The organism is Pseudomonas sp. S4_EA_1b, from assembly GCF_016307435.1.
GTDB classification, from domain to species: domain Bacteria; phylum Pseudomonadota; class Gammaproteobacteria; order Pseudomonadales; family Pseudomonadaceae; genus Aquipseudomonas; species Aquipseudomonas rhodesiae.
This window is the reverse complement of the sequence record NZ_JAEILC010000192.1, coordinates 1-5,663: the sequence shown is the minus strand read 5'-3', so window position 1 is coordinate 5,663 and position 5,663 is coordinate 1. Positions and strand designations below refer to the sequence as shown.

At 57.0% G+C, this 5,663-nt stretch carries 6 protein-coding genes; 2 read left to right on the top strand and 4 right to left on the bottom strand.

Annotation, left to right across the window (positions count from 1 at the left end; genetic code table 11):
- Positions 1-275: 275 nt before the first annotated feature.
- From YA0848_RS35405 to YA0848_RS35390, 4 genes are all read right to left on the bottom strand, one after another.
- Positions 276-782 carry a hypothetical protein gene (locus YA0848_RS35405; protein WP_023109115.1) on the bottom strand — a complete coding sequence of 169 codons (507 nt, stop codon included), beginning with the start codon at positions 780-782 and terminating at the stop codon, positions 276-278.
- Positions 783-1,007: 225 nt separating this feature from the next.
- The gene (locus YA0848_RS35400; protein WP_017246266.1) at positions 1,008-1,466 is read right to left on the bottom strand and encodes a hypothetical protein; all 459 of its coding nucleotides are present in this window, start codon (positions 1,464-1,466) and stop codon (positions 1,008-1,010) included.
- An 8-nt stretch (positions 1,467-1,474) separates the two neighbouring features.
- Positions 1,475-1,837: a DUF3703 domain-containing protein gene (locus tag YA0848_RS35395; protein WP_017246265.1), complete on the bottom strand. Its 363-nt coding sequence runs from the start codon at positions 1,835-1,837 to the stop codon at positions 1,475-1,477.
- A gap of 16 nt (positions 1,838-1,853) precedes the next feature.
- Positions 1,854-4,136: a heavy metal translocating P-type ATPase gene (locus YA0848_RS35390; protein ID WP_017246264.1), complete on the bottom strand. Its 2,283-nt coding sequence runs from the start codon at positions 4,134-4,136 to the stop codon at positions 1,854-1,856.
- A 235-nt stretch (positions 4,137-4,371) separates the two neighbouring features.
- Here YA0848_RS35390 and cadR point away from each other — a divergent pair, with 235 nt between their 5' ends.
- Entirely contained in the window at positions 4,372-4,824 is a 453-nt protein-coding gene (gene cadR, locus YA0848_RS35385; protein WP_017246263.1) for a Cd(II)/Pb(II)-responsive transcriptional regulator, read from the top strand.
- A 265-nt stretch (positions 4,825-5,089) separates the two neighbouring features.
- A complete protein-coding gene (locus YA0848_RS35380) occupies positions 5,090-5,551 on the top strand; it encodes a methyltransferase family protein (protein ID WP_017246261.1) in 462 nt (153 codons plus the stop codon).
- Positions 5,552-5,663 lie beyond the last annotated feature (112 nt).

Here is a 5,663-nt window from a genome sequence, read left to right as displayed (position 1 = left end):
ACACACTCTGGGCCAAAAGCAGCCATTAGCCAGCCATACATGCAGGTGTCCGCTGATACAGAGTTGACGTATTCGTGCCGCCTATTGGTTGATGCGTCGACGGCGCGCACACAAGAGTCACCATTTACAGGTGCTTTAGCGCTGAATCTTCAGGTGAGCCAAAAATTGAATCGGTGGGCGCCAGCCCAACGCCCCTTAGTGTGAGTTGGGCTGGCGCATGAAAGTATTCATACCGTACGGGAACAGCATGCTGTCCGTGGAATAAGTGTGAAGTCTCAGCGCTGTGGCATGCCCATATGCTGCTGATGCTGCATCATCTGATCCATCATCATCTGCTGCATACCCATGTACCTGTCCATCATGTATTGATGCTGCTTCATCTGCTCAGGCGTCATCTGGGAGTAGTGGCTGCCCATTTGATCCCAGCCCATCATGTGACCCCCACCCATCATGTGACCGCCCTTCATGCCCCCTCCGCAGCACCCCATCATTCCGCCACCACGCATTCCGTTCATCATGTGCATTCCTTGCTGCATCATGGTTTGGTGCTCTTGCATCAGTTTCTGACGCTGTGCAGGGTCGCTAGCTTTCTGAATTTGGCTCATTTGCTCCTGCATTTTCTTCAGGTTTTCTTGTGCCTTCGCCATCTCTTGATCAAATTGCTCAACGCTCATTGGCTGCTGTTGAGCCTGGCTGGTGGCGCTGGAGTCCTGCTGCGCAAAGGTTAAGGCCGGAAAAAGCGCAGCCGCCAAAGCGAAGGCGGCGAGTTTTGGTGCTTTCATTGCTCAGTTCCTTGCAGGTGAAAGTGGGTCGTGGGGTGAGTCACCAGTAGTCAATATAGACCTCGAAGACGGGTGTAGCCTGATGCAGGTCAAAAGTTGACCCCGTACCTGCTACAGGTTGTATTAAAGCTGCCCCGACCAAGGAGGTTGCCTGGGGGAGCGAATTTTCAGTGGCCAAGAGGTATTGCTCTCTAGGTGAGCAGCCCTGTCTGGGCATGGCGTGCTTCAGTAGCTAAAGCCATTTGCCGCCAAAGCTGCCCAGCGGCGCTGACGGTGGGCGTAAAACTGACGCGCAAAAAGCCACACGAACGGGGTGAGGATGCCGGCCTCGATAGTCACGCGATCTCGGTAAAGCGTTCCGCCACTCACTTCTTGAGCCGTAATGACGTGATCCCACTTGGTGATCAGCGGGCTATAGCCGTTGTCTCTAAGCATGAAGGTCTGAGCGTTTTCCATCTGCGGGTAGGTAATCACAATCGCCTGACGGCCAATGGGAAGTACGCCGAATAACTTCAGCTTGACCCAGTAGGTGCCCTCGCTCCAGGTATCAGGAAACTCAGCCGGAGCCAGCGGGCTGAAACTCAATAAGGGTGAAGCAACCTGACGCAGCAGGCGTGGTGTGCGCACCTGGGCGATCACCTCTGCAAGTGGGCACGGCAGTTGGGTGGCGAGATCGACTTGCATGGGCGCAATCACCGGCTGGATAGGTTTTGCTCGTCACTCGCAAGCAAGGTCTGGAGTTCTTCAGGAACCGGCATGGGCTTGAAAGCACTGACTCTGGAGCGGCCTGTATTGCCGAGGGGCACCCAGATTCTGGAGAACAACAAGGCCGCGAAAATGCGCGGTATTTGCCCGGCCACCTCGCGATAATCGCCAATCTGCCAACCGAGCGTGAGCATCAGCCAGTGTGATCTGGCGTGCGGCAAGGGCTGGCGTTGAGTCAGGATGTGCGCACGCTCCAGCCATTGAAAGGCCTCGGTATTACGCCTCTGCTGCATGGCGTGCTCGGCCTGTTGAAAGGCTTGTTCAATTGCAAGTTGCAATGCTGCTTTCATCTTCAATCCTCCGTTCCTACTTTTTAAGCAGGCGCAGGCCGTTGAACACCACCAGCAGACTGACACCCATGTCTGCAAAGACTGCCATCCACATCGTCGCCTGTCCCGTTAGAGTAATGGCGAGAAACAGAGCCTTGATCCCTAACGCCAGCACGATGTTCTGCTTGAGGATGACGGCGGTCTGTTGGGACAGGCGGATAAAGGCCGGGATCTTGCGCAGGTCATCATCCATCAAGGCTACATCCGCAGTTTCGATAGCCGTGTCCGTGCCGGCAGCGGCCATGGCGAACCCGATTTCGGACTTCGCCAGCGCCGGCGCATCGTTGATGCCATCGCCGACCATCCCAACAACGTAGCCACGCGCCTGCAATGCTTCAACGGCCTGCAATTTGTCGACTGGCAGGAGATTACCGCGTGCTTCGTCGATGCCCACTTGCTGTGCGATGGCTTCTGCGGTGTGCGGGTTATCGCCGGTCAGCATCGTGGTCTTCACACCCAGCGCATGAAGCTCCTCGATTGCCTGGCGGCTGGAGTCTTTGACGGTATCGGCAACCGCGAACAGGGCAATGGCACGCTGCGGATTGCACAACACCACCACTGTTTTGCCTTGGCGTTCGAGACGTTCCAGCGTCGCCTCCAGCTCGGGTGAGCAGAGGCCAAGCTCTTCCACCAGACGGTGGTTACCCAGGTGGAAATCCATGCCATCAATGGTGCCCCGTACACCTCGACCCGGCAGGGCTTCGAATCCCTCAACGGTAGCGAACGTCAGGCCATTCTCAGTGGCATGCTTGGCTATCGCTTGCGAAACCGGGTGGTCAGAGCGACTGGCGAGGCTGGCAGCATGGGTGCGATTGAGTTCTGAGTCCTGTTCAACCAGCGGCATGTAGTCGGTTTGCACGGGTTTGCCATGGGTAATGGTTCCGGTCTTGTCGAGGGCCAGGAAGCCAAGCTTGCCGCCAGTTTCCAGATAAACGCCGCCTTTGATCAGGATGCCTTTGCGTGCAGCCGCAGCTAAACCACTGACAATGGTGACAGGTGTCGAGATGACCAAGGCGCAAGGGCAGGCAACCACCAGCAGTACCAGGGCACGGTAGATCCAGTCGTACCAGGGCTCGGCCATGAAGAGTGGCGGCACGATGGCGACAGCCAGGGCGAATAGGAATACGACAGGGGTGTATACCTTGGCGAATTGATCGACAAAGCGCTGGGTCGGCGCGCGTGAACCCTGCGCCTCCTCGACCGCGTGAATGATACGTGCCAGCGTGGTGTTGGCAGCGGCGGCCAGGACGCGGTATTCCAAGGAGCCGGCTTCATTGATGGTTCCAGCAAAAACCGGATCGCCAATGGTTTTCTCTACAGGCAAGCTTTCCCCTGTGATCGGCGCTTGGTTGATGGTGGAGTTGCCGGCAGTAACCTCGCCATCGAGGCCGATTCGCTCGCCCGGTCGAACCCTAACCAATGCGCCTACGGCGATGGTTTTAACGTCAACTTCCAGCCATGTGCCATCAATCTGCTGCACCGTGGCGCGCTCTGGCGTCAGATCCATCAGGCCACGGATGGCATTGCGAGCCCGATCCAGCGACTTCGCTTCGATCAACTCGGCGACAGAAAAGAGGAACATGACCATGGCCGCTTCTGGCCATTGCCCAATCAGCACCGCACCGGTCACCGCGATACTCATCAGCGCATTGATGTTCAGGTTGCGGTTCTTCAGCGCGATCCAGCCCTTTTTATAGGTCGTCAGGCCGCAAAGCAGAATGGCGAGCAGCGCCATGCCAGCCACAGCCCAATCTGGCGCAAGCTCGGCAAAGTGGATCACTTCCGCCGATACGGCGGCCACCCCCGATAGCGCCAAGGGCCACCAGGCCTTCTTGCGCGGGGTGCCTTGCGCTTCTTCGTTTGCTGCTGCGGAACCCTCAACCACTGGCGTGAAACCAAGCTCGCGAATAGCTGCCAGTGCTACTGGCAGGGCTTCTGCTGAGTGGCTGAGCGTCAGTACACGTTGAAGCAGGTTGAACTCCAGCGCACTGATACCGGGTAGTGAGGTCAGCTTGTCGCGGATTAACTTTTCTTCCGTTGGGCAGTCCATCTGTTCGATTTTGATGCGGGCTTGCCCTTCAGCAGATAGCGGCTCTGCTTGCATGCCCAGGGACGAGATCGCCGCTTCGATAGGCGCGGTCGACGGCAAGCTGTGCCATACCCCAAGAATCCGATTGATCAGGTTGAAGTCGAGCTTATCGATGCCTGCGAGCTTGCTCAGTTTGTCCTGAATCAGCGTCCGCTCGGTAGGGCAGTCCATTTGCGCAATGCGGAAGCTACTGAGCCTGGAGCCGGTTACGGTATTTACCGCTGTAGCCACTGTGGCAGAGCAGTTGCTTGCTTCGTTGGCGTCACAGCAGACATCCTTTGAAACCGCTTCAGGTTTGTATTCGTCACCGCAGCAGCCAGCCATGAAGGTATCCTCATTGATCAGTTGTGCAGAGTGAACACCCTGAAGCCACTTCAGGGTCAAGCGTTTGTCGAAGAGGTGCTTCATGAAAATTGGAGAGCTGGCCAAGCTTGCCGATTGCCAGGTTGAAACGGTTCGCTATTACGAGCGTGAGGGGCTGTTGCCGGCTCCGGCTCGCAGTGAGGGCAACTACCGCCTTTACAGCAGTGAGCACCTTGAGCGGCTTACGTTCATCCGTAACTGCCGAACACTGGACATGACCCTGGACGAGATCAGAAGTTTGTTGGCGCTGATGGATCGGCCAGAGGGAAACTGTGAAGGTGTGAATAGCTTAGTGGATGAGCACATTGCGCATGTGCAAGCGCGCGTGACCAGCCTGCTGGCCCTGCAACAACAGCTGGTTGAGTTACGACACCGTTGCGCCTCTGAGCGGGGCGTAGACGAGTGTGGAATTCTCCAGCGCCTGAACACCACTGGCGGAGTCAGTGCGCTTCCGGATGACGGGCACACCCATGTTGGGAAAAGCCACCGTCATTGACCATCGCCTTAGAAGAGCGCGGAAAAGTAGTTACAAGCCCCCGGCGCGATTCACGTTGTAGTGGCCACCCCCGGCCTTAATGGGAGCTTCGTCATCAAGATGAACCGCCCAGCTCGATAGCTGCTGTGCATACTGGTTGCAACGCCAAGCTGCTGACAAAGTTCGGCCCTGAGCCGCTGCTAGAACTGGTGCAGAGCGAACTGCAAAAAGTGCGCTAAACATAGCGACTGGCGCAAAAGTCATGGCTGCTTAATCGGGAGTTTTTATGCGAGCACTGGAAAACAAGATACCCCCGCCGGTTGTGACCGCTCTGTTTGGGCTGTTGATGTGGCTGGCCGCCCGCTATGTGCCGGGCCTCGACCTGGCGCATTCAGTGCGGGTACTGGTGGCGCTGCTAGTGGTGGCCGTTGGCGTTTGCTTCAGCGTGGCCGGCGTACTGTCGTTTCGGCAGGCGCAGACCACCGTCAATCCGCTGAAGCCTGAAACCGCATCGGCACTGGTGCGCTCGGGTATCTATCAATACTCACGCAACCCGATGTACGTCGGCTTTGCCCTGTTGCTGCTGGCCTGGGCCTGCTACTTGGCCTCACCAATTGCCTTGTTTGGGGTACTGGGGTTTGTGCTGTATATGAATCGCTTCCAGATCAGGCCCGAGGAGCGTGCTCTGATAACTCTGTTCGGCAGCGAGTATTCGGCTTATCAAACCCAGGTTCGCCGCTGGCTTTAACATTAGTTTGTCCATCGTTTAGAGTCGCCATCTGGAAGACAGCGGTCTTCCAAAGCAATAGTTCGTGGCAACGGCCTAGAAGTTGAATGGCCGCTTTTGGCCCAGAGTGTGT